Genomic DNA, 22,774 nt, shown 5'->3' on the forward strand with positions numbered 1-22,774 from the left:
GATGCTGCTCCCGGCCACGGACCGAACGGTCAGAAGGCGAAGCGGACGCCAACCTTGTAGGCGCGGCCGATGCGGTCGTAGAAGCCGGCCACCTGCGTGCTGGGGAACGGCGGTTCCTTGTTCAGCAGATTGTTGACCACGGCGTAGAGCTGCACCTTCTTGTCGCCCCGCTGCATGAGCGTGACGTTGCCGGTCCAGTTCAGATACAGCCGCGAGGCGACGTTCATATTGCCCACCGAAATCGGTGAAGCCGCATTATAGTCCGGGTCGCCCGGCTGGACGAGCGTAGCGTCCACAATGCCCTTGTCGATCCAGCGCGCGTTGAGCGTGGTGCCCCACTTCTCCGTCTCGTAGCCCAGGCTGGCATTGAGCTGCCAATGCGGCACGCTGGTCGCGCCGGTGTTGAGGCCGGAGGTGAACCCGCCCAACTGCCCCGCGCGGTCGATGCGGCTGCCGCGCGTCTGGATGATCCCGGCGGCATTATAGGTCGGTGCAACGCCCAGCCCGTCGTCGGAAATCAGGTCAGCGACATAGGTGCCGAACAGGCGCGTCGTGACCCGGCCCGGCCCGGCATTGAAGCGATAGACCATCTCGAAGTCCACGCCGCGCGTTTCCAGCGAGGCAAGGTTGAGCAACTGGACGGTCACGGAGTTGATTTCCGTGCTCGTGCCGGTGCCGGATAGCGAGGTGGTGGCGCAGAAGGCCCCCGGCGTGCCGCCCTGGATCTCGGCATAGCAATTGTCGATGATCTGCTGCGCCGGGAAGCTCGCGATCGCCCCGTCGATCTTGATATTGTAGAAATCGACCGAGGCCGAGAAGCCGGGCAGGAAGGTGGGCGTGAACACCGCACCGACCGTGAAGGTGTTCGCCTTCTCCGGCGCCAGCGTCTCGCTGGGCGCGAAGACCACCGTGTAGGACCGCGACACACCATTGAACGGATTGCGCAGGGTCGACTGGGTGGACGTTACCGAGAACAGCTCCGCCGCATTGGGTGCACGGATATCCCGCGAGCGCGTCGTGCGCAGGCGGACGCCATCGACCACATCCCAGGTCGCGCCGATCTTCCACGTCGTGACGCCGCCCGACACCTCATAATTGGTGTGCCGGATCGCGCCGTTGAGATCGAACGACTTGAAGAAGGGCACATCGCGGGCCAGCGGCACCACGACCTCGGCATAGGCTTCCTTGGTCGTGAACGCGCCTTCATAGGGCTTGGGGTTCGAGAAGTTGTACGCCCCGGCGGCCGCGAGCGAATCCACGACGCTTTCGGCGCTGTCCCGCCGATATTCACCGCCGACCGCGAGCGAGACTGGCCCCGCCCAGGTCGAGAAGGGCTCGCCGCTGATATTGGCGGCGCCCACGAACTGGCTGGTCGTGATCGACTGGAACTGCGTGCCGTTCACATAGTTGATCGCCTCTTGCGACATCGCGCCGGCGCCGAACAGGTTGAGTGGCTGGCAGCCCTGCGCCCGCGCGACGGTGTTGCGGCAGACAATCTGACCATTGGGAAGCTGGATCGCATCCAGCGCCCAGATGAAGTTCTGCTGGATGCGCATGTTGCGGATCTGCGATTCCAGCTTGTTCTGGCCATATTGGACGTAAGCGTCCCAGTTCCATCCGCTGATGTTGCCGTTCAGCCCGCCGACGATGCGATAGGTGCTGTTGAAGTTGACGATCTGGGTGGACGAGAAGTCGGGGTTGGACCGACCCATGACGAAGGACGTGATATTGTTCGCGTCCATGATCGTCGCCACCTGCGCCGGCAGGAAATAGTTATCCCGCTGGATCACCACCGCACGCGGACCGCTGACCGCGGTGTCACGCGGCATCGGGCCGGAATAATCGGACCCGGACCGGCCATAGCTCCCTTCGACGAACATGCCGACGGAGTCGCTCAGCTCATAATTGAGGTTCGCCCGCACGACATAACGGTCGATCGGCAGCACCAGCGTATGTCCGAGACGGGGCGGCGTGCCCTGCGAGCTGGACATGTTGTAGGATGAGCCGCCGCTCTCATTGCCATAAGTGAACGTGCCGACCTGACCGGGCGCCGGGAACCAGATGCCGCGCAGGGCATCGACGCCATTGGCCGGGTTCGTATCGGCATTGTTGCCGAGAATGACGCCGCCGATGAGCGAGTTGACGAAGCGCACGCCGCTCTCGAATGAGCGGGAAGGCACGCCGGCCGGACGGTTGGCCGCGAAGGAGACGGATTCCTCGTAGCGACGGCCCCAGGCGCGATCATCGAAGCTGCCGATTCCATCGGACTTCACATATTCGCCGCCGATGGTGAAATGCCCGCGCCCGTCCGCGAAGGGGCTGCCGAATGCGAGGCCCACGCGGCGCTCGAAATTATCGCCTTCTTCGGAAAGACCCAGGGAAAGATCGCCCTTCAGGCCGGTCAGGCGGTTGTTCATGATAACGTTGACGACGCCGGAAATGGCATCCGACCCATAAGCGGCGGAGGCGCCACCAGTGACGACGTCGATCCGGTCGATCAGCACCGTCGGCATCAGGTTGAGGTCAACCTGCCCGGTCGGCACAGTCGGCACATGGCGGCGGCCATCCACCAGCACCAGCGTACGGATGTTCCCCAGCGCGCGCAGGTCGGCGAAGGTCGCGCCGGAGAGGTTGGACGACTGGGTGTTCGTCTGGTTGCTGACGCTCGGGCGGAAGGACGGCACCTCATTGAGATAGTCGCCCACATTCGCCGCGCCGCGCTCGGCGATTGCCTCCGAGGTGACGACGACCAGCGGCGTGGGTGCCTGGAAGCCATCGCGCTTCACGCGCGAGCCGGTGATGATGATATCGCGCACCTGCGCATCGTTATCCTGCGCCTGGGGCGCCGGCCCATCCTGCGCGAGCGCCGGGGCAGACCCCATGGCGACAGCTGTGCAAGCGGCAGCAGACGCGAGCAACCATGTTCGACGAGACATATCCCCTCCTATTTGTTGCCGCAGGTTTGCGCCTGCCGGCTTTTCATTGTGCCCGAGACTAAGCGTCATAAAGGCTGTGTCAACAACAATGATACTATATTATCTTTTGAGGTCGCCGGGTTTTAACAGGTGCGTGGATGACGGCCCAATGCCCCGGAAACCAAGGCTTGCCGACGGCGCCCTCGATGCAAACCGCGCAGCCCTCTGCCCCGATCCGGTGACGACTCAATTGTTGCGCAAATCGATGCTAATGACAACAACATTCTCCAGCCGCTTTATATAAAGCTACTTGATATTATCTGCGAGCGCGCGATGATGGGAAGGAGAAGGAGAGGACAGGCATGTACACGCAAAGCGAGCAGGCTTTTGCCGAAGAGGTCCGCGCATTCGTGCGCGCGCAATGCCCGGCGAATGTGCGCGAGAAAGTGACCAACGCGGTCGGCATCACCGCAGCGGAGCGGCTCGCCTGGCACAAGGCGCTGCACGCGCGCGGCTGGGCGGCGCCGCACTGGCCGGTGGAGCATGGCGGCACCGGCTGGAGCCCGGTCCAGACCTATATTTTCTCCGAGACGCTGGCCGAGGAAGGGGCGCCGGACCTCGGCTCCTTCGGCCTCAAGATGCTCGGCCCGACGCTGATGCATTATGGCACGCCGGAGCAGAAGGCCCATTATCTGCCGCGCATCCTCTCCGGCGAAGACATCTGGTGCCAGGGCTTCTCCGAACCGGGTGCGGGCTCGGACCTCGCCTCGCTCAAGACTCGCGCCGTGCGGGACGGCGACCATTGGGTGGTCAATGGGCAGAAGATGTGGACGACCATGGCGCATGAATCGACCATGATGTTCGCGCTTGTCCGCACCGATCCCGATGCGCCCAAGCCGCAAATGGGCATCTCCATGCTGCTCATCGACCTCAAGACGCCGGGCATCGACATCCGCCCGATCATCCTGCTCAACGGCGCCCACACCACCAACGAGGTGTTCTTCGACACTGTGCGGGTGCCCGCCGAAAATCTGGTGGGCGAGCCGCACAAGGGCTGGACCTATTCGCGCGTGGTACTCGGCAATGAGCGGCTGTCGATCGCGCGCATCGGCCTCAACCGCCGCCAGCTGGCGCGGCTGAAGCAGATCGCGGCCGACCAGGGACTGGCCGGCGTGCCGCATGTCCGCGCGCGCATCGCCGAGGCGGCCATCGAGCTGGATGCGCTGGAGGCCATGGCCACCGCCATGCTGGACCGCGCCCGGGCCGGAGTCGCCCCGGGGATCGAGGCCAATATGCTCAAGATCAAGGGATCGGAGCTTCAGCAGCGACTGACCCGCCTGCTGGTCGAAGTGGCGGGCCGCAGCGCCGCGCCATTCGCCCCCGACGCCGCCATGGATGCTGGCGATGCGGGCAAGCCCTGGCTCGGGCGCCTGTTCAAGAGCCATTTCGATACGCGCGTCGTCAGCATCTATGGCGGCTCGAACGAAATCCAGCGCAACATCATCGCCAAAACGCTTGGCCTGGGGGCAGCCCGATGAACACGACCGTAATGGACGCCACGCCGGCAAGCGGTGCCGAAGAGACGAACATTCGCGACCTGCTGCGCAACTCACTCGAAACAGTCCTCGCCCGCTATTACAGCTTCGAGCAACGCCGCGATGCGCATGAGAGCGCCGCGCGGGAATCGCGGGCGGCCTGGGCGGCTTATGCCGAGCTTGGCCTGCTCGCCCTGACCCTGCCGGAGAGTCATGGCGGCTTCCCCGGTTCGCTCGGCGATCTGGCCATGGTGGTCGAGACGATGGGCGGCGCGATGGTGCTGGAGCCCTATGCGGCGGTGATGATCGGCGCGCGGCTGTTGGCGGCGGCCGGCAGCGAGGACCAGCAGGCGGCATGGCTGCCCGCCATCTGCACCGGCGCGGTGCGCATCGTGCTGGCGCATGAGGAAGCCGATGGCGGCTATGGCCGGCCGATCACCGCCCACGCCACGCCCGATCCGCATGGCTGGCGCCTCTCGGGGCGCAAGGTTGCCGTGGCGGGCGGGGATAGCGCAGACCTGTTCATCATTTCGGCGAACACGGCCGGGGGTGTGGCGCTGTTTCTCGTCCCGGCGGCGGATCTGGCCGTTCGCCCGACCCGCTGCTTCGACTGGACCGGTGCCGCCGACCTCTTGCTGGATGACGTCATCGTCCCCACCGCCGCGCGGATGCCGGGCGCCGAGGCGGCACTGGCCCGCGCGCTCGATGAAGCCACCGCCCTCGCCTGCGCGGATGCCGTTGGCGCCTTGCGGGCGGCGAATGCCCTCGCTCGCGAGCATACCCACACCCGCCGGCAATTCGGTCGCCCGCTGGATGCCTTTCAGGTGCTCCAGCATCGCCTGGTCGACATGGCCATCGCGCAGGAGCTTGCCGCGCCAATTGCGGCCGCCGCCATCGCCGACTGCGAGGCGGACGACCAAGCGGCACGCGCTCGCGCCGTCTCGGCGGCGAAAGTGAAGGTCGGCGAGTCGGCCCGCTTCATCGGCGAGCAGTGCGTGCAACTCCATGGCGGCATGGGACTGGTGCAGGAATATCCGGCCGCACATCTGTTCGCCCGGCTAGGGCTGTTCGAGCTCTCCCATGGCGACCGCGACGCCCATCTCGAGCGCTACGCGGCGCTGGCCCTTTAAGCGCTCGCTTAAACCCTTACCGCCGGCTCTGGCTCGGCGAGCCGCCGCCGGTGGGGGGCGCGATACCGTTGATGCGGGTGCCGCCACTGATCGAGCCCGTGGCACGCCGGGCAAAGTCGGCGGGATAGGTCAGCGCGGGAGGCCCGGCGGCATCGAGCGCCGCCAGATCCTCGGCCGACAGGGTGAGGCGGCTCGCTGCGGCATTCTCGACAAGCTGGTCGGCATCGTTGGCGCCCAGCAGGATCGTCGCGACCCAGGGTTGCGCCTGCAGCCAGGCCAGCGCGATCTGCGCGGGACTGGCGCCGTGGCGCTCCGCGACCTGCAGCACCACGTCCAGCACGCGCTCGGCCTTCTCGTCCAGAATGCGGGCGAGGAACGAGCCACGCCCTTCGGCATCATGATTGCTGGCATCGCCGCGCCGATAGCGGCCGCTCAGCGCCCCGCTCTTGAGCGGCGACCATGCCGCGATGCCCATGCCATAGGCCCGGGCGAGCGGCACATGCTCGACCTCGATATTCCGCTCCATCAGCGAATATTGCAGCTGCAGGCCAATCACCGGCACCAGATTGCGCCACTGCGCCAGCCAGTGCGCCTCGGCTACTTTCCACGCCGGAATGTTGGAGAGGCCGACATGCAGCACCTTGCCCGCCCGCACCAGATCATCGAGCGCGCGCATCGTCTCGTCCATCGGCGTCAGCGGATCGACAATGTGCATCCAGAGCAGGTCGACCCGGTCGGTCTTGAGCTTGCGCAGCGAGGCTTCGACACTTTGCAGGATGGACTTGCGCCCGCCCCCGCCGGCATTGGGATCGCCATCGCGGACATTCGAGCCGAATTTGGTGGCGATCACCAACCGGTCGCGCAGGCCGGGCTCGCCAGCGAGATAATCACCGAGGATCGTCTCGGACTCGCCGCCGCCATAGCTGTTCGCGCAATCGAGGAAGTTGCCGCCGAGGTCGCGATATTGCGCGATGAGGCGCCCGGCGGCGGTGGCGTCCAGACTCCAGGGTTGCGCGCCGCCGAAGTTGAAGGTGCCGAGCGCGTAACGGCTCACGCGCAGGCCGGACCGTCCCAAGGTCACGAAATCGTCAAACATTCCACCCCTTCCCGATTGCTCAAACTATACTACTATATTATCTTTATGGCGTATCGCCGGATGTGAGCCAAGCGGAGACCAAAAGCAACATGAACGATCGTCTGACCGCGCAAAAGCCCATGCTTGACTCGCCCGAGCTTGCCGCCGGCATGCTGATCGACGGGGAGATCGTGGCGGGAGATGCGTTCATGCCGGTGATCGATCCCGCGACCGGCACTGCCTTTGCGCAGGCACCGGACGCGCAGCGGGACGATCTCGACCGGGCCGTCGCCGCCGCGCGCCGTGCCTTCCCCGGTTGGTCCGCCCGCGATGTGACCGAGCGGCGCGCCGTCATCCACAAGATCGCGGCGCGTCTGCGCGAAGTCGCCGATCCGCTGGGCGCGCTGCTCACCGCCGAACAGGGCAAACCGTTGCGCGACGCCATTGGCGAGGTGCGCCGTGCGGCCGATCATATCGAGGCGTTGAGTGCTTTCGATGTCGCCGGCGGCGTGCTGCGCGAAGATGCGCGCGAGCGGGTGGAAATCCGCTATCGGCCGCTCGGCGTGGTGGGCGGCATCACGCCGTGGAACGTACCGGTGATGCTGGCCACCGTGAAGATCGCGCAGGCGCTCTACACCGGCAATTGCATCGTGCTGAAGCCCTCTCCGCTCACGCCGCTCTCCACGCTCGCCATCGGCCAGGCGATTGCCGACATCGTGCCGCCGGGCACGGTCAACATCCTGAGCGGCGGCAATGATCTGGGCGTATGGCTGACCACGCATCCGGATGTGGACAAGATCAGCTTCACCGGATCGGTGGCGACCGGCCGGCATGTGATGGCGAGCGCGGCGGGCACTTTCAAGCGCATCACGCTGGAACTGGGCGGCAACGATCCCGCCATTGTCCTGCCCGATGCGGATGTGGAAGCCACCGCCGAGGGCATTGCCCGCAGCGCCTTTGCCAATTGCGGGCAGGTCTGCATGGCGATCAAGCGGGTGTTCGTGCATCGCGCGCTCTACCCGGCGATGGTCGAGGCGCTGGCCCGCCGGGCGGCCGCGATCCGTGTGGGGCCGGGCACCGATCCGCAGAGCCAGATGGGGCCGATCCAGAACCGGATGCAGTTCGAGAAGGTGCTGGCGCTGCTCGACGACGTGCGGGCAACCCCGGGCGCGCAGATCCTCACCGGTGGCAAGCGCCTGCCCGGCCCGGGCTATTTCGTCATGCCGACGGTGGTCGCCGGACTGGATGACGCGGCGCCGCTGGTGCGCGAAGAGCAGTTCGGCCCGGTGTTGCCGGTGCTGGCTTTCGACGAGATCGAGGACGTCATCCGCCGCGCCAACGCCACCGAATTCGGCCTCGGCGCATCGGTGTGGACGGCGGACACAGACGGCGGCGGCGCGATTGCCCGGCAGCTTGAGGCCGGGATGGTCTGGGTCAACCGACACGGCGGCAATGGCCGCGACGTGCCGTTCGGTGGCGCCAAGCACTCGGGCTATGGGCGGGAACAAGGCGTCGCGGGGATGCAGTCCTATATGGAAATGCAGGCGGTCACGATTCCGCTGGCATGAGGTGCATCCCTCGGTCGCTCCGCCTGCCTAATCGATGCAGACTTGGCGCGGTATCATCGTCATGCTTCCGTCACTCGTGATCGGGCGCATCTCAGTCCGCGTCTTGGTGCAAGGCTGACCGTGCTTGTTAAGCAGCGGCGCGCGTCGCTTTTCTCGTAATGCAGCCCGTGCCTCCGGGCACACTGACGTCCGGACCCACTGCTCCGCCACCGCTTTGCCTTTTGTGCGCACCCGGAAACGATAGCGCGAGCCATATTGCTGTTGGTCTGCTGCTGACAGGGTTGCGAACGAGGAGCAGCGCGGCTGAGCAGGAGCAGGCGCTGCCGCGGTCAGGAGCAATGTGGCAAAAGCCGTGATCATGAGGCCCTCATTCCGGGTAAGCATCGAAATTATAACGCTTATAACACTCGAACCGCGATACGGATGCTTTTCTGACGATCTGCTTGGGCACACTGCTGATTAAGCGGCATTATCCTGCAGTGCCCTGATCCGCAGCAGATAGGCCGGGGTGACGCGCGCCATCAGCAGTGCGGCGACGATCGTCAGGGCGATGAACACGCCAAAGCCGACCAGATAGGTGCCGGTGCGATCGTACAGGTTCGCCAGCACGACCGGCCCGAAGGCCGAGCCCATGGTGTTGAAGCCGGCGAGCACAGGCAGCAGGCGGTTCATGAGGCCGGGGCCATAGACATGCTTGGCGACCACCGGGCCATCCACGGTCAGGCCGCCATGCGCTACGCCCAGCACGGCGGTGAAGACCAGCGCGGTGAACAGGCCCTGCACCGGCAGCGCCAGCAGGATGGCGAGGCCGAGCAGCAAGTTCCAGCCGGCCACGCCCTTCACCGAAAAGCGATCGAACGTCATGCCCGCGACGAACTTGGCGCCGATGCCGATGAGGAAGGTGAGCGACCAGGCCGAGGCCGCGACGGTGCGGGAAAGGCCAATCTCGTTGGTGAGGTAATAGATGCTGTGCTGGAAGAGCGCCTGATCGATCAACGCCGAGAGGAACGTCGCCAGCGCGATCAGCCAGAAGGCGTGCTGGCGCAGCATGGTGCGGAAGCTGATGCCGAGATCGGCCGCGCGCAGCCGGGCGCTGCTGACCTGCTCGCTCGTCCGCACTGCCTCGGGCAGCACATCCGCTTCGCTGGGGTTGAACCGCACCGACAGCGCGAGCGGAATCGAAATGCAGAAGATGCCGATGCTCAGACAGGCAAAGGCGACGCGCCAACCATAAAGCGGAATGAGCTGGCTGGTCATCAGCGGGAACAGCACGCCGCCGAAGCTGGTGCCGATCACCGCCACGCCCGTCGCCAGCCCGACATTGCGCATAAACCAGCGCGAGACCAGCAGCCGCAGCGAAATGATCACGGCGCCCTGGCCGATGCCGATCATGAAGCCGACGACATAATAGCTCCACAGCGAGTGGACGAACAGGAAGCCCGCCAGCCCGATGGCTTCGGCCGCCATGGCGCCGACCAGCACCAGCTTGAGGCCGATCCGCTCGACCAGCGGGCCGATGATGAAGATCGCCATGATCGCGCCGGTGAGGCTCTTATAGGTATAGATGAGCGTGGCCTGGGTGAGCGTCCAGCCGAACTCCTTCATGACCTCGGGATAGACGAACGGCATGGTCAGCGGCGCGCCGAAGGCGATGAGGAAGATGAAGAACGCCTTGGCGACCACGCCCCAGCCCGGATAGCGCCAGGTCGCGCGGATGATGGCGATCTTGTCCGTAAGGCTCGCTCGACCTGCCATGCTCTCGCTCCCGTCCTGTCTCTTGCCGCCCTCGCCCGATCAGGCGGCGAGGCCGGGCGCGCCGCGCTGCGCCTGACCGGTCAGCACGGCAATGGCCGCTTCCGTTCCGCCAGCCCGATAGGGGACGCCCGCGAAGGCCAGCGCGGCTTCCGTCGCGGCGATGGTGCCGAGCACCAGCGCGTCGCTGAAGTCGCCGAGATGGCCGATGCGGAACACCCGGTCATCGAGCTGGCCAAGGCCATTGCCGAGGCTCATGTTGCAGCGCTCCAGCGCCGCCTCGCGCACCGCATCGGCGGAGAGGCCGTCCGGCATCGGCACGGCGGTGAGCACCGGCGAATGGGCGGCGGCATCGCGGCATTGCGTCTCGAAGCCCCATTGGGCGACTGCCGCACGCGTCGCCTGCGCCGCCCGCTGATGCCGCGCGAAGACGGCGTCCAGCCCTTCCTCCTGCATCATGGCAATGGCCTCGCGCAGCCCCTGCAGCAGATTGATGGCCGGGGTGTAGGGGAAAAAGCCCCGGGCATTGGCCTCGAGCATCTCGTCCCAATCCCAATAGGAGCGCCTCATCCCGGCCGATTTCGACGCCGCGATGGCCTTTGGCGACAGGGCATTGAAGGAGAGACCCGGCGGCAGCATCAGCCCCTTTTGCGAGCCGCCGACCGCCACATCCACGCCCCAGACATCATGCTGATAATCCACCGACGCCAGCGACGAGACCAGATCGGCCATCAGCAGCGCCGGATGCCCCGCTTCATCGATGGCGCGGCGCACGGCGGCGATGTCTGAGGTCACACCGGTGGAGGTCTCGTTATGGACCACGCAGACCGCCTTGATGCGATGGGCCTTGTCCGCGCGCAGCCGCTCGCCGATGGCCGCGGCATCGACCGGGGTGCGCCAGTCGCCGGGGATCAGCTCGGGCTCCAGGCCGATCTTGCGGGCGAGGCGGCACCAGAGCGTCGCGAACCAGCCGGTCTCGTACATCAGCACCGCGTCGCCCGGCGAGAGCGCGTTGACCAGCGCCGCTTCCCACGCGCCGGTGCCCGACGAGGGGTAGATGATGACCGGGCCGGCGGTCTTGAAGATGCCCTTTATCCCGTCCAGCACCTCGACCGTGAGATCACGGAAGTCAGGCCCGCGATGGTTGATGGTCGGGCGCGCAATCGCCTCCATCACCCGTTGCGGCGTGGTCGTGGGACCGGGCAGTTGCAGGAAGTGCGCGCCGGGGCGATGGGAAGACGTGGCAGACATGAACGGTCCTCAGGCTGGCGCGGGCGCGAGGCGGCGCTTGCGGTCCACCGGCTCGGCAGTCCCCCTGCTCCAGACCGCGCGGCGCGCATTGTAGAAATCGAGCCAATCCTGCTCGGGTGGGAGCAGCGCGTAGCCGGCGCGGACATTATGGTAGCAGGCGGGATTATCGACGCCCGGCGGCACCACCCCGTCGTCCCGCAACGCCGTCGCGGCCCATTTGAGCCGCCGGCGAGTGAGCACGATCATCCGGTCGCTGGTGCCCAGATGCTCCATGGTGCGGTCCACCACCGGCCCCATGCTCTCGGTGACCGCCTGATCCTGCACCGGGATCGCCTCGATGCCGCTGTAGCTCTGTGTCGACTGCGCCTCGCGCGAGATCAGATGATCGTTGCGCGGATTGGCATCGATGCGGAAGCGACCGAGCCAGTCGGTGGTGTTAGGCAGGAAATTGATCGGCGAGGTGGTGCCGGGGATCGGCTTGCCCGCCTTGGTGAGCGTCGTCGCGCCGGTGCGCGGACCGCCGATGGTGACGAGCATGGCATGATGGTCATCCAGCGGCACCCAGGCGCGGGCGCGGATATGGTCGAGCGGCTCGGAGGGCGCCATGGTCCAGAAGGGCAAAGCGAACTGGCCGATGCGGTGATAGAGATTGTCCCCGGCGGGGCGGTAGGCGCAATACATGGTGCCGTAATCGGTCTCCAGCGCCTCATATTTGGGCGCAAGATTCTCGCGCATCTGCCTGTAATAATTGATCGAGCCTTCCTCGAACTGGTCCGGCGTCGCCGCGCCCAGATGCAGGAAGCCGACATGGCAGGTGTCGATATCCCCCTCCAGCGCCTGCAGCCAGTTGCACTCGCGCATCATGAAGGTGACGGTGAGCGGCTGCCCCGCCTCCACCTCGTCCCAGTCGAAATGCGGCAGCGCGGGTGGCTCGGCGCGGGTACCCATATAGACCCAGGCGACGCCGTAGCGCTCGACCACGGGCAGCGCGCGGATCTTCACCTTGTCCTTATAGTCGGTCTCCGGCGGCTCGCTGGGCATCTCGATGCACTGGCCATTCCGATCGAACTTCCAGCCATGATAGACGCAGCGGATGCCGCCCTCCTCATTGCGCCCGTAGAACAGCGACGCGCAGCGATGGGCGCAGCGATGATCGACCACGCCAAGCGAGCCATCGGGCGAGCGGAAGGCAAGGAAGTTCTCGCCGAGCAGGCGGAGCCGCAGCGGCGCGCCGCCAGCCTTGACTTCGTCCGGCATGAAAGCGGGGATCCAATATTCCCGCATCAACGCGCCCATGGGGGTGCCGGGGCCGGTCTGGGTCAGCAAGGCATTGTCTTCCGGCGACATTCCGCCCTCCCCCACACTTGAATGAATCAAACTATAATATAGTTATTCTTTTTCATCCGATGCGGCGTGGCTTGTCAAGCAATGCCGGGCGGGGCAGGATTGAAATCATCATATAGAATGACCGATCGCCCGCCCCGCGCGGACGATGCCAACATGAGAAAGCCTGTTCCCTTGGCCGAATCCGACACCGTTTTCAGTTCCGTGCGCAGCCAGTCGCTCGCCTCGCGCATCGTCACGCAGGTGATCGACGCGCTGTTTGCCGGCCAGTTCAAGCCCGGCCAGTTCCTGGGTACCGAGGCGCAGCTGACCGAGACCTTCCAGACCAGCCGCGTGCCGATCCGCGAGGCGCTGGGCCGGCTGGAGGCGCTGGGGGTGGTCACGATCAAGACCGGCGCGGGCGGCGGGGCCACTATCGCCGAGGGCAAGCCCGACCAGTTCGCGACGGCGCTGGCGGTGCAGTTCATGCTCGTGCAGGTGACGGCCGAGGAGATTTTCGATGCCCGCATCGGCATCGAATGCCGCGCCGCAGAGCTGGCTGCCGAGAAGATCACCGACGACCAGATCGAGGCGCTGCGGCTGCTGCTGGAGCGGATCATGGAGCCGGACCTGCCGCGGCGGGAGTCGGTCGATCGCATCCTCGCCTTCCACCGCTTCATCGTGGAGGCTTCGGGCGCGCGCACGCTGGTGACGCTCATGCATGCGCTGGAGCATGCGCTGCTCAACCTGTTCACGGCGCTGGAAGCCTCGCCGCGCAACAGCCGCATCGGCTACAAGTCGCTGCAGGGCATTTTCGACCGGATCGCCGCGCGCGATAGTGAGGGCGCCTTCACGGCGATGCGCCTCCATCTGCTCGATCGGCGCAAGTCGATGCTCTACCGGCTCAAGGAGCTGAGCGATCAGGCGGGGATTGCGACGCCCGCCAGCTAGGCGGTCCACGCCGTCGGCTCAGACGCTCGTCCCGACCAGCCGCCCGATCCCGGCTGTCAGGGCCATGGCAAGCGCGCCCCAGAAGACCACCCGCGCCACCGGCCGCCAGGGTTTGGCCCCGCCAGCGCGCGCGCCAATGGCGCCGAGCAGGCCGAGGAACAGGATCGATCCTGCCGCCTCGCCCACCACCATGCGGTCCATCGGCAGCACGGCCGCCAGCACCAGCGGCAGCGCCGCGCCGGCCGTGAAGGTGGCGGCGGAGGTGAAGGCTGCCACCACCGGGCGGGCCGCTGTCGTCTCGGTAATGTGCAGCTCGTCACGCGCATGAGCGCCGAGCGCATCATGGGCCATCATCTGCTCGGCCGCGCGCCGCGCCGTCGCCGGGTCGACGCCGCGCGCGACATAGATGTCGGTGAGTTCCTGCAGCTCGGCTTCGGGCGCGATGGCCAGCTCCTGCGTTTCGCGCGCGAGGTCGGAGCGCTCGGTGTCGGACTGCGAGCTGACCGAGACATATTCGCCGGCCGCCATCGACATCGCCCCGGCCACCAGACCGGCAGCACCCGCAACGATCAGCGCCGACCGATCCGCCCCTGACGCCGCCACGCCGAGGATGAGGCTGGCCGTGGACACGATGCCGTCATTGGCGCCCAGCACCGCCGCGCGGAGCCAGCCGATGCGCGAGACCAGATGATGTTCCCGATGCGGCCTCACGGATGATCCCCCTCACAGTTCGGCGCGACTTTATCAGAACCGGGCCTGCGCGGCGATTGGGGAAATCTGCTCTTGGGCGGAGGGCTGGCGCGATCTTATTCGGGTGATGGGACGATCATCACTCTGATGACGGGCGCCTCGCTGCCGCTAGTCTGCAGGATGTGGCGCCCCGCCTTGAGGCGGAAATCGACGATCTTGCGGATGCCCGAGCAAGCCGGCCCATGGCCGTGCGCGAGGGAGGTCACGCGCGCGCCGTTAGTCACCATGTCCACCCACGCCGCTGCGCCCAAGGCGACGCGATAGACGCCCTCGCGCGGGGCGTCGAACGCCAGCATCCCGGCGTAGGTGCCGGGCTTGGCCGCGCGCTCGGGCGCGGCAGTGAACGTGACAGACGACGCAGGCGACAAGGTAAGATCGACGGCCTGGCCGGCCTTGAGCTGAACGGCTGCTTCCGTCGCGCTGGCAACCCGCTCGGCGCTGCGCCAGGCAGCAAATTCAGGCGGCAGAGCCGCATCGTCCGCGCAGGTGGGCGCATCCGCAGCGGGCATCTGAGCGGCGACGGACACCGGTGCCAGCGCCATTGCGAGAGCCATCATCACACGCATTGTCCGCTTCTCCTCTGGACGGTCGGTTCTTTCGATGTATTTGCGCATATACATCGAATCACGAACAAGAAAAGGGGATCCATTGATGAGAGCGACACTGGTGCTGGGCGCCGCAATTCTGGTGACGTCCGGCATGGCCCGCGCTCAGGCGCCGGAGAGCGAGGCCGGCAGTTTCGGCCTCGGCCAGATCATCGTGACGGCGCCCGCCGGACCTGACCGGCTGCTCGGCACGGACACGCTCGGCCAGCAGGCCATGGTCCGCTTCAACCGCGTGCAGCTCGACGATGCGATCAACCTCCTGCCGGGCGTCGCGGCAGGCAATAGCGGCGGCTCGCGCAACGAACGGCTGGTGTTCGTGCGCGGCTTCGACCGCTTTCAGGTGCCGCTGTCGATTGATGGCATCCGCGTCTATCTGCCGGCCGACAATCGGCTGGACTTCGGCCGCTTCCTCACGCCGGACATTGCCGAGGTGCAGGTCGCGAAGGCCTATGCTTCCGTGCTGGATGGTCCCGGTGCCATGGGCGGTGCGATCAATCTCGTCACGCGCAAGCCCACCAAGGCTGTGGAGGCCGAGGCGCGCGCCACGCTCAATCTCGATCGCGATGCGGACTATGGTGGCTACAGCGTCTTCGCCTTGCTCGGCACGCGGCAGGACCATTGGTACGCGCAGGCAAGCTATGCCCGCAATTTCACCGATCACTGGACGCTTGCCGGTGGTTTCCACCCGGTCAGCGCGAACGAGGACGGCGGCGCCCGCGACTTCTCCCGCACATCAGATTGGCGCGTGAATGCCAAGCTGGGCGTCACCCCCAACGCCACCGACGAATATGTGCTGAGCTACACACGGCAGGAAGGCAGCAAGAATGCGCCGCTGCATGTGAGCGACACGAGCAATGTCTCGCTGCGCAACTGGAGCTGGCCCTATTGGACCATCGACACGCTGGCCTTCCTCTCCACCACCGCGCTCAGCAATCAGGCGACGCTCAAGACGCGGGCCTATTACAGCCGCTTCGACAATCTGCTGCGCTCCTGGGACAATCGCAGCCAGACCAGCCAGACGCTGGGTCGGTCCTTCGACAGCCCTTATGCGGACACGGCCTATGGCGGATCGGCAGAGCTCGGCGTGAACCTGCTGCCCGTCGACCGCCTGACCCTCGCCTTCCATTATCGGCATGACGAGCACAGCGAATCCCAGACCAGCCGGCCGGGCCTCCCCGGCAGCATCGCCGAGCCGGTGCAGATCAGTGCCGAGCGCAACTGGAGCATCGCGGTGGAGAACCGCTTCGCCTTGCTGCCCGCCCTGACGCTGACGCTGGGTGCCTCCTATGACTGGCGCGATCTCGACCGGGCGGAGGAATATGGCGTGCCGCAGGGGCAGACCGGCGCCAACCGGCTCTACAGCTTTCCGCTGCGCAACGTCGATGCGCTGAACGCGCAAGGGCGGCTGGACTGGCGCGGCGAGCATGGCAGCGCGGCGCATCTTTCGCTCTCGTCCCGCGCCCGCTTTCCGACCCTGTTCGAGCGGTTCAGCAGCCAGTTCGGCACCGCCGAGCCCAATCCCGGCCTGAACCCGGAACGGGCGACCACGCTGGAGGTCGGCGGCGCGCGTCAGCTGGGGCCGCTGCATGTCAGCGCAGCGCTCTTCCACAGCTGGGTGAGCGACGCGCTGGTCTCGGTCCGCACGCCGGCCAACCTCAATCGCCGCGAGAATTACGGATCGGCGCGTTATTATGGCGGCGAGATCGCAGTGGATGTGAGGCTGAGCGACCAGATCGAGCTGGGCGGCAATTATTCCTACATCCAGCGGGACTTCACGGTCGGCATGGCGCCGGCGGGCAGCCTGATCCGCCCGTTCCAGCTCACCGATGTGCCGGGCCACAAGGGCTTTGCTTATCTGGGCTGGCGGCCCGTCCCTGCCCTGCGCGTCACGCCCAACCTCGATTTTGCTTCGCGCCGCACGACCGTCACCCCGGCCTCCGCCAACGGCCTCGCGCCCATCTATTACAAGACGGGCGGCTATGTGCTGGCCGGGCTGAGCATCGATTATGCGCTGACGCCGCAGGCCACGCTCAGCGTTGGCGGTCGCAATCTCTTCGACCGGGATTACGTGCTGACCGATGGTTTCCCCGAACCGGGCCGCTCGCTGTTCCTCAGCCTGAGCGCGCGCTACTGACGCCTCCGCCCCTCCACAATTGATAATACTGTCTTTCTATATGATCTTTCTCCGGATATACTCGCGCCTCACAATAAGAGCGGAGGAGAGGACATGGCCGTCCAGAGGAAGAACGAGCGGTTTATGGCCGCGCTGGCGCCCGCGAAGGCGATGGACGTCATTGTCGTCGGCGGCGGGCCTGCCGGCTGTGTCGCGGCGCTGAGCGCGGCGCGCAATGATGCGCGGGTGATGCTCATCGAGCGGGTCGGCTATCTGGGCGGGATGATGACCGGGGGCGGCATCGGCGGCATCGGCATCAATGGCTATATCATCGAGAAGGGCATCGGCACGCCGGTGGTTAAGGGAATCTCGCTGGAGATCCTGCACCGCATCCAGGCCATGGGCGGTGCGCCCGAGGGTAGCCCGATCGCGCGGCACCCGACCGACTCCGTCATGATGACCAGCCTGCTCGACGAGATGATGGAGGAGGCCGGGGTCGAAATCCTGTTCAACACCGTGGTGTTCGACACGCTGGTGGAGGACGGGCGCGTGACGGGCGTCGCCATCGGCAACAAGTCCGGCGGCCAGGTGGTGCTGGCTGATGTGGTGATCGACGCCTCGGCTGATGCCGACGTGGCCGCCTGGGCCGGCGCGCCCTTCCACCAGGGCCGCGAGGAAGACGGGCGCCATCATGGCGGATCGATGGACATGCAGATCGGCGGCATCGATGTCGACCGGCTGATCGACTATCTGCGCAACCAGCCGCTGCTGAGCGAAGAAGAGCGCGCCGAGCTGGACCGCGAGCGCTCCGCGCTGATGGGTGGCGGGCGGCCGGTGAATACCTACAAGTCGCTCAAGGGCGAGACGCTCTACGCCGAGCCCATGGCCCAGCCGACCGACTGGGACGAGGTGGACCGCATCCGCGCGGCCGGCGGCATCCCCAAGTTGCGCCTCTCTCCCGCAGCGGGCGGCCCGATCCCGGGCAAGGCGACGGCACCCAAGGTGGATGGCAAATATGTCCCCCTTCCCGCCGGGCTGGACCGCGAATGGGTGGAGTATATCAAGGCCGGCAAGGTGCCGTTGCTCTATGGCGCGACCGAGCCGGTCTATCCGCCGCCGCGCTTTGGCAGCATCGGCATCTTCCGCCACGGCAAGATGCGCGACGGGCAGATGATGTCCGGCGTGTACGAGGTCTGGTACGACCACACCAATGAGGAGGAAGTGAGCAAGTCGCTGATCTATCGGCGCAAACTCAACCGCGTGTACCTCAACTTCTTGCGCGAGCGCATCCCCGGCTTCGAGGAGGCTTATATCGTCATGGAATCCCCCACCGGCGGCGCGCGCGAGGGCCGGCGGATCGTGGGCGACTATATCCTCACCGAGGATGATGTGCTGGCAGGACGCCGCTTTCCGGACGTGATCGCCAAGGGCGGACCGCGCGGGCCGGATCTCCATTCGGTGACCGGCCTGTGGGGCGACGGCGTGGCCTCGCCGTTCAAGGCGCCGTACGACATTCCCTATCGCATCCTGCTGCCCAAGGACGTTGAGGGCCTGCTGGTGGCAGGGCGCTGCGTCTCCGCCACCTTCGCGGCGCTGGGCGCGGTGCGCGATCAGGCGACCTGCATGTCCATGGGCGAGGCGGCGGGCGCGGCGGCCAGCCTTGCGGTGCGCGCGGGCGTTACGCCGCGAGAGGTGGACGTGCGCGCCGTGCAGCAGCGCCTGCTCGATCAGGGCGCGCTGCTTTACATTGGCGATGAGCAGCCGCTGGAGATGGAACCGGCGGAGTGATCCGGCAGGATGCGGCTATTCCCCGCGTCTGATGAAGTCCGCAGCGCGCTCGGCGACCATGATGACCGGGAGGTTGGTGTTGCCGCCCGGCAGGCGCGGGAAGATGGAAGCGTCGACCACCCGCAGCCCGTCTACGCCGTTTACCCGCAGGCGCCCGTCGACCACAGCCTGCGCATCGCTGCCCATGCGGCAGGTGCCGCTCGGGTGATAGGCCGTCGCCGCTGTCTCGCGGATATAGGCCATGACCTCCTCATCCGACAGCAAAGGCCGCTCCGGCCGCCGCATCTGCCCCACCACCTTGGCGAGCGCCGGCTGGCGGATCAGCGCCTCGAGGCCGCGATAGCCGCCGAGCATGGCGCGCTGATCCTCCGGGTCGCTCATCAGGTTGAAGGCGATGCGCGGATGGGCCAGCGGATCGGGCGAACCGAGCTTCAGCCAGCCCCGGCTCTTCGGGTAATTGAGCGACCACATCGCCCCCATGCGCGGCCCGAACGGTTTTGCCACGCCGGGGAACCAGACCCGCGAGAACATGGAGAGCGGGATCAGCAGGAAGTGCATGTCGATCACATCCGGGTCGGCACCGGTCGCCACATTGGCGGAGGCGGCGAGCGGCGGCGCGCCCATGATGCTCTTGCGCCCCGCCACCCAGCGCAGGAACGAGCCGGTCAGCCGGTCGAAGCGCAATTCCCGGTCGAACGCGAGCGCAGGATCGAGATCGAACTCCATGCCGGCGCCGGGATGATCCTGCAGATTGGCGCCGACCTCGCGGCTCTCCACGGCGACGTCCAGGCCCATCTCCTGCAGATGGGCGCCCGGGCCGATCCCCGAGAGCAGCAGCAATTGCGGCGCGTTGATCGCGCCGCCGGCCAGCAGCACTTCGCGCTCGGCCAGGATCTCTTCGAGTCGCCCATCGCGTGAAACCTCGATGCCGATTGCCCGGCCATCACGTAGCAACACGCGCGTCGCCACGGCGCCGGTGCGCACCTCCAGATTGGGCCTCCCCAGCGCAGGGCGCAGATAGGCCTCCGACGTGTTGGCGCGGCGACCGTTGCGCGTCGTGAAATCCGGCATGCCGAAACCGTCGGTTCGCGGGCCGTTGAAATCCTCCGTGATCCGGTAGCCGAGCGACCGGGCCGCCTCCAGCACATTGGCCATCAGCGGGCTGGGCGCCGGATGCGGCTCGACGCTCAGTGGCCCGCTGCCGCCATGTTCGGGCGTATCGCCGCGCCAGTGGCGCTCCAGCTTGCGGAACCAGGGCAGCACATCGTCCCAGCCCCAGTCGGTGAGGCCGGTGTCGCGCCAGCCATCATAATCGGCCTTGTGCCCCCGGATCGCCATCATGCCGTTGAGCGAGGAGGTGCCGCCGAGCATCCGCCCACGCGCGACCGGCAGGCGGCGGCCATCCAGCTCCGCCTCCGGCTCCGACATGAAACCCCAGGTGAGCGCCGGATTGGGCCACAGCTTGGAGACCGCCAGCGGCAGGCGCACGTCCAGCCGCCGGTCGCTGCCCCCGGCTTCCAGCAGCAGCACGCGATTGCGCGGATCTTCGGACAGGCGGGCGGCGAGCACGCAGCCCGCCGAGCCGGCACCCACGACGATGTAATCGAACCGGTCCACGCTCAGACGACTTTCCAGAACCGGAAAATGGAGCCTTCCGGATTGCGCTGGCCGACGCCGACGAAGATCGTGCGGTTCAGCCAGTCATAGGGGCCGGCGGGCGCCTCGAAGCGCGGCGTCATGCGCATATAATAGCTTTGCGGATCGACCTGCTCGCCCGCCAGCAGGGCCTTGACGACCTCCGGCGGGGCGCTGCGCACGCCGGTGCTGCGCTTGAGGATATGGGCGCCGTCGTCCGTCTCCAGCAGATATTGCGATTCGAACCGCCCGCCGCCATCGGGGCGCACGAGCGGGAAGTCGCCGCCGCTGCCCTTGACGATCCGGCCCGAGAGTCCGGGGCCGGAGAAGCTGCCCTCGCCGATCAGCACCGCACCACGCGTGTAGCCCTGCGCCACCTCGATATGCATGCGCGGACCAAGGCCGATGCGCATTTCCAGAGCGAATTCCAGCCGCATGGTCAGACGATCCTCTCGATGTTGAGGACAGGGCTGCCCTCGGCCTGCTCGGCGACAAACGCCAGCCGCGCCAGATGGGCGACGCCGCCATCCTCGGCGGCCTCGAACAGCAAAGCGAGCCGCAGTCCCTCGAAATCCGGCGCGCGGGTGCGATAGCCATTGCCGAAGCAGCGGGCGAAACTGCCATCGCTGAAGGCGACATAATAAGAGGCTTCAACCACCGTGACGCCATCGGCGCGCAGTAGATGCATCTCGCTGCCGCCGACCAGCCGGCCTTCGAGCCCCTCGCCTACGAAGGTGCCGCCGCCGATGGACACATAGCTGCGCTGGCCACCGGTCGCGATCTCGCCGACCGTGACCGGGAAGGCGCGCATGGGCGTCATGCGGAAGGCCGGCGCGAAGCCCGGCGTGGGGGCGCTGCTTGCCTCAGCCATGATCGCGGGCCTGATGATCGTGCGCGATCGTCACGGATTTGAGTTCGGTATAGGCTTCCACCCCGGCTCTCCCATTTTCGCGGCCGAAGCCGGATTGCCTGACGCCGCCCGCAGGCATCGCGATGTCGCCGGCGCTGCTGTTCACCCGCACGGTCCCGGCCCGGAGGCGACTGACCATGCCATGCGCCCGCGAGAGGCTGCCCGTCCAGACATAGGCGGAGAGGCCATAGCGGCTCGCATTGGCCAGCGCGGCGATTTCGTCGAGATCGTCGGTGTCGAAGGGGATCGCGCACAGCACGGGACCGAAAATCTCCTCATCCACCGCCGCCATGCCCGCCTGAACGGAGCCAAGCACCGTCGGCGCGACATAATAGCCTTGCTCCGGCAGGGCGATGTCGCCGCCCGCGCGGCTGGCGCCCTGTGTGAGGGCGCCCTCGACAAAGCCCATGATCCGCGCCCGCTGGGCCTGCGTGATCACCGGCCCGAGCTGGGTTGCGGGATCGAGCGGATCGCCGATCGTCATCGCCGCGCCGATGCGGGCGATCTTCTCCACCAGCGCATCGGCGACGGATCGATGCACGAACAGGCGCGAGCCGGCCGAACAGGTCTGCCCGCTGTTGAAGAAGATGTTCATGGCAATGGCACGCGCGGCGGCATCGAGATCGGCGTCGGCAAAGACGATGACCGGCGATTTGCCGCCCAGCTCCACCGTCACCCGCTTCATCTGCCGCGCGCAGTCGGCCGCGATCTGGGTGCCGGTTGCCGTCGATCCGGTGAAGCTGATCTTGGCGACGCCGGGATGATCGACCAGCGCCGCGCCCACGACCGGACCCAGGCCGGTCACGACATTGAAGAAGCCCGGCGGCACGCCGCAGGCCACGGCCAGTTCTGCCAGCTTGAGCGCGGAGAGCGAGGATTGCTCCGCCGGCTTGAGCACCACCGCGCAGCCCGCCGCAATCGCGGGGCCGAGCTTGAACGCCGCGCCCATCAGCGGATAATTCCAGGGAATGATGTGGCCGACCACGCCGACCGGTTCGCGCAGCGTGTACGCCGTCGTCTCGCCGGGCTGGGAAAGCTCCATGCTCTCCCCGGTGAGCTTGGTCGCCCAGCCGGCGAAATAGCGCAAGGTCGCGGCCGTGCCGGGCACGTCGACCCGCCGGCTGTTGCTGATCGGCTTGCCGGTATCGAGTGTTTCGAGCAGCGCGAAATCCTCGGCATGGCGCTCCACCGCCTGCGCCAAGGCCAGCAAAGCATCCTGCCGCTGGGCCGGCGTCCAGCGCGTGCGCCGGGCCGCGACCATCGCCGATTCGGCCGCCTGCACGGCCTGGTCGATATCCGCCGCAGTGCCCGCACCCACCTCGGTAAAGACCGCGCCGGTCGCGGGGTTTTCCACCGGCAGCCGGTCGCCGGCCGCAGGGGGCGTCCACGCGCCGCCAATGAAATGACGCGCCTCGGCGGCAAAGGGCAATGGCACTTTCAACGTCATCTCAAATACATGTCCATGATGCGGCT

Annotated in this window: 17 protein-coding genes; 6 read left to right on the forward strand and 11 right to left on the reverse strand. The window is 66.8% G+C overall.

The window, feature by feature from the left end:
- Nucleotides 1-29 precede the first annotated feature (29 nt).
- Complete coding sequence (locus tag M2333_RS09265; RefSeq protein ID WP_264611559.1) at nucleotides 30-2,882, reverse strand: TonB-dependent receptor domain-containing protein; 2,853 nt, start codon at nucleotides 2,880-2,882, stop codon at nucleotides 30-32.
- Nucleotides 2,883-3,277: 395 nt separating this feature from the next.
- On the opposite strand from M2333_RS09265, the gene M2333_RS09270 reads away from it, so the two are divergent.
- Nucleotides 3,278-4,453: an acyl-CoA dehydrogenase family protein gene (locus M2333_RS09270; RefSeq protein ID WP_264611560.1), complete on the forward strand. Its 1,176-nt coding sequence runs from the start codon at nucleotides 3,278-3,280 to the stop codon at nucleotides 4,451-4,453.
- Nucleotides 4,450-5,580, forward strand: coding sequence for an acyl-CoA dehydrogenase family protein (locus M2333_RS09275; RefSeq protein ID WP_264611561.1), 1,131 nt, complete (start codon nucleotides 4,450-4,452; stop codon nucleotides 5,578-5,580). Before M2333_RS09270 ends, M2333_RS09275 begins: the two co-directional genes overlap by 4 nt.
- Nucleotides 5,581-5,596: 16 nt before the next feature.
- On the opposite strand, the gene M2333_RS09280 is transcribed toward M2333_RS09275, so the two are convergent.
- Nucleotides 5,597-6,676 carry an aldo/keto reductase gene (locus M2333_RS09280; protein ID WP_264611562.1) on the reverse strand — a complete coding sequence of 360 codons (1,080 nt, stop codon included), beginning with the start codon at nucleotides 6,674-6,676 and terminating at the stop codon, nucleotides 5,597-5,599.
- A gap of 89 nt (nucleotides 6,677-6,765) precedes the next feature.
- Here M2333_RS09280 and M2333_RS09285 point away from each other — a divergent pair, with 89 nt between their 5' ends.
- Nucleotides 6,766-8,223, forward strand: coding sequence for an aldehyde dehydrogenase family protein (locus M2333_RS09285; RefSeq protein ID WP_264611563.1), 1,458 nt, complete (start codon nucleotides 6,766-6,768; stop codon nucleotides 8,221-8,223).
- Between the two features lie 459 nt (nucleotides 8,224-8,682).
- On the opposite strand, the gene M2333_RS09290 is transcribed toward M2333_RS09285, so the two are convergent.
- From M2333_RS09290 to M2333_RS09300, 3 genes are read right to left on the reverse strand one after another with little or no spacing between them, the layout of a single operon-like run.
- Nucleotides 8,683-9,978 (reverse strand): MFS transporter, encoded by a 1,296-nt coding sequence (locus M2333_RS09290; protein ID WP_264611564.1) that lies wholly within the window; start codon nucleotides 9,976-9,978, stop codon nucleotides 8,683-8,685.
- Nucleotides 9,979-10,017: 39 nt separating this feature from the next.
- Complete coding sequence (locus M2333_RS09295) at nucleotides 10,018-11,226, reverse strand: pyridoxal-phosphate-dependent aminotransferase family protein (RefSeq protein WP_264611565.1); 1,209 nt, start codon at nucleotides 11,224-11,226, stop codon at nucleotides 10,018-10,020.
- A 9-nt stretch (nucleotides 11,227-11,235) separates the two neighbouring features.
- A complete protein-coding gene (locus M2333_RS09300) occupies nucleotides 11,236-12,573 on the reverse strand; it encodes a Rieske 2Fe-2S domain-containing protein (protein WP_264611566.1) in 1,338 nt (445 codons plus the stop codon).
- 153 nt (nucleotides 12,574-12,726) lie between these two features.
- On the opposite strand from M2333_RS09300, the gene M2333_RS09305 reads away from it, so the two are divergent.
- Nucleotides 12,727-13,500: a FadR/GntR family transcriptional regulator gene (locus M2333_RS09305; RefSeq protein ID WP_264611567.1), complete on the forward strand. Its 774-nt coding sequence runs from the start codon at nucleotides 12,727-12,729 to the stop codon at nucleotides 13,498-13,500.
- 18 nt (nucleotides 13,501-13,518) lie between these two features.
- Here the strand turns inward: M2333_RS09305 and M2333_RS09310 are convergent, their stop codons facing one another.
- Both M2333_RS09310 and M2333_RS09315 read right to left on the reverse strand, forming a co-directional pair.
- A complete protein-coding gene (locus M2333_RS09310) occupies nucleotides 13,519-14,211 on the reverse strand; it encodes a VIT family protein (protein ID WP_264611568.1) in 693 nt (230 codons plus the stop codon).
- Nucleotides 14,212-14,306: 95 nt separating this feature from the next.
- Nucleotides 14,307-14,816: a homogentisate 1,2-dioxygenase gene (locus M2333_RS09315; RefSeq protein ID WP_264611569.1), complete on the reverse strand. Its 510-nt coding sequence runs from the start codon at nucleotides 14,814-14,816 to the stop codon at nucleotides 14,307-14,309.
- A gap of 85 nt (nucleotides 14,817-14,901) precedes the next feature.
- Between M2333_RS09315 and M2333_RS09320 the strand changes: the two genes are divergently transcribed.
- Nucleotides 14,902-16,989: a TonB-dependent receptor plug domain-containing protein gene (locus M2333_RS09320; RefSeq protein ID WP_264611570.1), complete on the forward strand. Its 2,088-nt coding sequence runs from the start codon at nucleotides 14,902-14,904 to the stop codon at nucleotides 16,987-16,989.
- Between the two features lie 93 nt (nucleotides 16,990-17,082).
- A complete protein-coding gene (locus M2333_RS09325; RefSeq protein WP_264611571.1) occupies nucleotides 17,083-18,756 on the forward strand; it encodes an FAD-dependent oxidoreductase in 1,674 nt (557 codons plus the stop codon).
- A gap of 15 nt (nucleotides 18,757-18,771) precedes the next feature.
- On the opposite strand, the gene M2333_RS09330 is transcribed toward M2333_RS09325, so the two are convergent.
- The 4 genes from M2333_RS09330 to M2333_RS09345 are packed head-to-tail and all read right to left on the reverse strand — an operon-like array spanning nucleotide 18,772 to nucleotide 22,748.
- Nucleotides 18,772-20,373 (reverse strand): GMC family oxidoreductase, encoded by a 1,602-nt coding sequence (locus M2333_RS09330; RefSeq protein ID WP_264611572.1) that lies wholly within the window; start codon nucleotides 20,371-20,373, stop codon nucleotides 18,772-18,774.
- A gap of 2 nt (nucleotides 20,374-20,375) precedes the next feature.
- Nucleotides 20,376-20,828 carry a DUF3237 domain-containing protein gene (locus tag M2333_RS09335; RefSeq protein WP_264569668.1) on the reverse strand — a complete coding sequence of 151 codons (453 nt, stop codon included), beginning with the start codon at nucleotides 20,826-20,828 and terminating at the stop codon, nucleotides 20,376-20,378.
- A 2-nt stretch (nucleotides 20,829-20,830) separates the two neighbouring features.
- Nucleotides 20,831-21,262 carry a DUF3237 domain-containing protein gene (locus M2333_RS09340; protein WP_264611573.1) on the reverse strand — a complete coding sequence of 144 codons (432 nt, stop codon included), beginning with the start codon at nucleotides 21,260-21,262 and terminating at the stop codon, nucleotides 20,831-20,833.
- On the reverse strand, nucleotides 21,255-22,748 hold the full coding sequence (locus M2333_RS09345; RefSeq protein WP_264611574.1) for an aldehyde dehydrogenase family protein: 1,494 nt from the start codon (nucleotides 22,746-22,748) through the stop codon (nucleotides 21,255-21,257). Before M2333_RS09345 ends, M2333_RS09340 begins: the two co-directional genes overlap by 8 nt.
- Between the last annotated feature and the right edge of the window lie 26 nt (nucleotides 22,749-22,774).

Source organism: Sphingobium sp. B11D3B (genome assembly GCF_025961735.1).
Lineage (GTDB): Bacteria > Pseudomonadota > Alphaproteobacteria > Sphingomonadales > Sphingomonadaceae > Sphingobium.